Origin of the sequence: Streptomyces lacrimifluminis, from assembly GCF_014646095.1 — a bacterium.
Lineage (GTDB): Bacteria > Actinomycetota > Actinomycetes > Streptomycetales > Streptomycetaceae > Streptomyces > Streptomyces lacrimifluminis.
In genome coordinates this window covers 1-2,488 of the sequence record NZ_BMMU01000095.1, presented here as the reverse complement: position 1 = coordinate 2,488, position 2,488 = coordinate 1, and the positions used below count along the sequence as shown (strand labels likewise).

1 protein-coding gene is annotated in these 2,488 nt (G+C 67.8%); it reads left to right on the top strand.

Annotated features, from left to right (window positions below; translation table 11 throughout):
* A partial coding sequence (locus IEY89_RS40025) for a beta-ketoacyl synthase N-terminal-like domain-containing protein (RefSeq protein ID WP_229695741.1) occupies positions 1–2,488 on the top strand: 2,488 nt, incomplete at both ends.

Genomic DNA, 2,488 nt, shown 5'->3' with positions numbered 1-2,488 from the left:
TGGAGCCGATGCTGGCCGAGTTCCAGCAGATCGCCGACACACTCACCTACAACCCCCCAACGATCGCGATGCCGCCGGTCGAGAAAGAGCGGGACGCTGCCTACTGGACACGGCACATTCGCGAAGCCGTTCGATTTGCCGAGCAGGTGGCCTGGCTGGAGACCGAGGGGGTCTCGGCGTTCGTCGAGATCGGGCCGGGCGCGGTACTGACCGCCATGGCCCGGGAGTCTGTGACGACGGCGGACCCGCTGCTGATTCCTGCGCTGCGCAAGGGATTCGCGGAGGAGCGCGCCTTGGTCACCGCTCTGGCAGAGCTCCACGCGAACGGGGTGAGTGTCGACTGGGAGATGTATTTCACCCCCTTCGGTGCACAGCGGATCGCACTGCCGACGTATGCCTTCCAACGGAAGGGCTACTGGATCAAGGAGACCGCCAGCATACGCACTGGCGCGAGCGACAAAACCGAGTCGATCGATTCAACCGAGGACACCGGCGCGAGCAACGAGACCGAGTCGGAGCTGGTGCGACGGCTTGCCGCGCTCAGCAAGGAAGAAGCAGTCCGCACCCTTGTCGATCTCATCCGTGCCAAGGCTGCGGCCGTGCTCGGTCACGACAGCGCCGAAGCCGTCACCGCCAGCCTTGCCTTCAAGGAACTCGGCTTCGACTCGCACATGTCCGTGGAGCTGTGCGTGGGCCTGGGCAGAACCACCGGTCTGCGGCTAGCCGCCACGCTGCTCTACGACTACCCGAGCCCTGAAGCCTTGGCTCGCTATCTGCTGGGCCAGCTCCTCGGCGAGCAGAACGCCGAGGCCACGCCTGTAGCGGCGATGGTCCGTACCGATGACGACCCGATTGCGATCGTGTCGATGGCCTGCCGCTACCCGGGCGGCGTCAGCTCGCCGGAAGAGCTGTGGCAGATGGTGCACACGGATGGTGACGCCATCTCGCCGTTCCCGACGAATCGCGGCTGGGACCTGGAGGCGCTCTACGACCCCGAGCTCGGCCAGGCAGGCCGTACGTACACCCGGCACGGCGGATTCCTGCACGGCGCGGCGGAGTTCGACCCGGAGTTCTTCGGCATCAACCCGCGTGAGGCCTTGGCGATGGACCCGCAGCAGCGGCTGTTGCTGGAGACTTCCTGGGAGGCATTTGAGCGGGCGGGTATCGACCCGCAGTCGCTGCGTGGCATCTCAGCCGGAGTGTTCGTCGGCGCGACCGCACAGGACTACGGCCCCCGGCTGCACGAGGCCGAAGAGGGCTATGAGGGTTACGTACTGACTGGCACGACCGGCAGTGTCGCCTCGGGCCGTATCGCTTACATGCTGGGCCTGGAGGGCCCCGCTGTCACGGTGGACACGGCGTGTTCGTCGTCGCTGGTGGCGCTGCATTTGGCGGCTCAGTCGCTGCGCAGCGGCGAGTGCACCCTGGCGCTCGTGGGCGGCGCCGCCATCATGGCCAACCCGGGCATGTTCGTGGAGTTCTCGCGGCAGCGCGGGCTGGCGACGGACGGGCGCTGCAAGGCGTTTGCCGATGCGGCGGACGGCACGGGCTGGGGTGAGGGCGTTGGGATGGTGCTGCTTGAGCGGCTGTCGGACGCTGAACGAAACGGCCGCACGGTCCTGGCTGTGGTCCGGGGTTCCGCCGTCAACCAGGATGGTGCGAGTAATGGTCTGACGGCTCCGAATGGTCCGTCGCAGCAGCGGGTGATCCGGCAGGCGCTGGCGAACGCGGGTTTGTCGGCGGCTGAGGTGGACGCGGTGGAGGCGCACGGTACGGGCACGAAGCTGGGTGACCCGATCGAGGCCCAGGCGCTGCTTGCCACGTATGGACAGGATCGTGAGGGCCAGGACCCGTTGTGGCTGGGCTCGTTGAAGTCCAACATCGGGCATGCGCAGGCTGCGGCCGGCGTGGGCGGCGTGATCAAGATGGTCATGGCGATGGAGCACGGGGTTCTTCCGAAGACGCTGCATGTGGATGAGCCGTCGCGCCACGTGGACTGGGAGTCGGGAGCCGTCTCGCTGTTGATGGAGGAGCGGGCGTGGCCGGAGACCGGGCGTCCGCGCCGGGCCGGAGTCTCCTCCTTCGGCGTGAGCGGTACGAACGCGCACGTGATCATCGAGCAGGCGCCGACGGGCGGAGCTCCGGTCGCGGAAGCCCCGTCCCCGACGGCGGGCGTGGTGCCCTGGGTGCTCTCGGGCAAGACGACGGACGCGCTGCGGGCGCAGGCCGAGCGACTGCTGGTGTTCGTAGAACAGGCAGAGAACGGACGTCCTGTGGATGTCGGCTTCTCACTGGCCATGGGCCGCGCCGGCCTCGAGCATCGGGCGGTGCTCCTGGCGGACGGCATGGACGGCTTCAAGGAGGCTCTGACCGCGCTGGCCTCGGGTGACGCGATGACCAAGCTGGTCATCGGGGCGGTGGACACTCCGGTGGGGAAGTCGGTGTTGGTGTTTCCGGGTCAGGGGACGCAGTGGGTGGGTATGGGTGC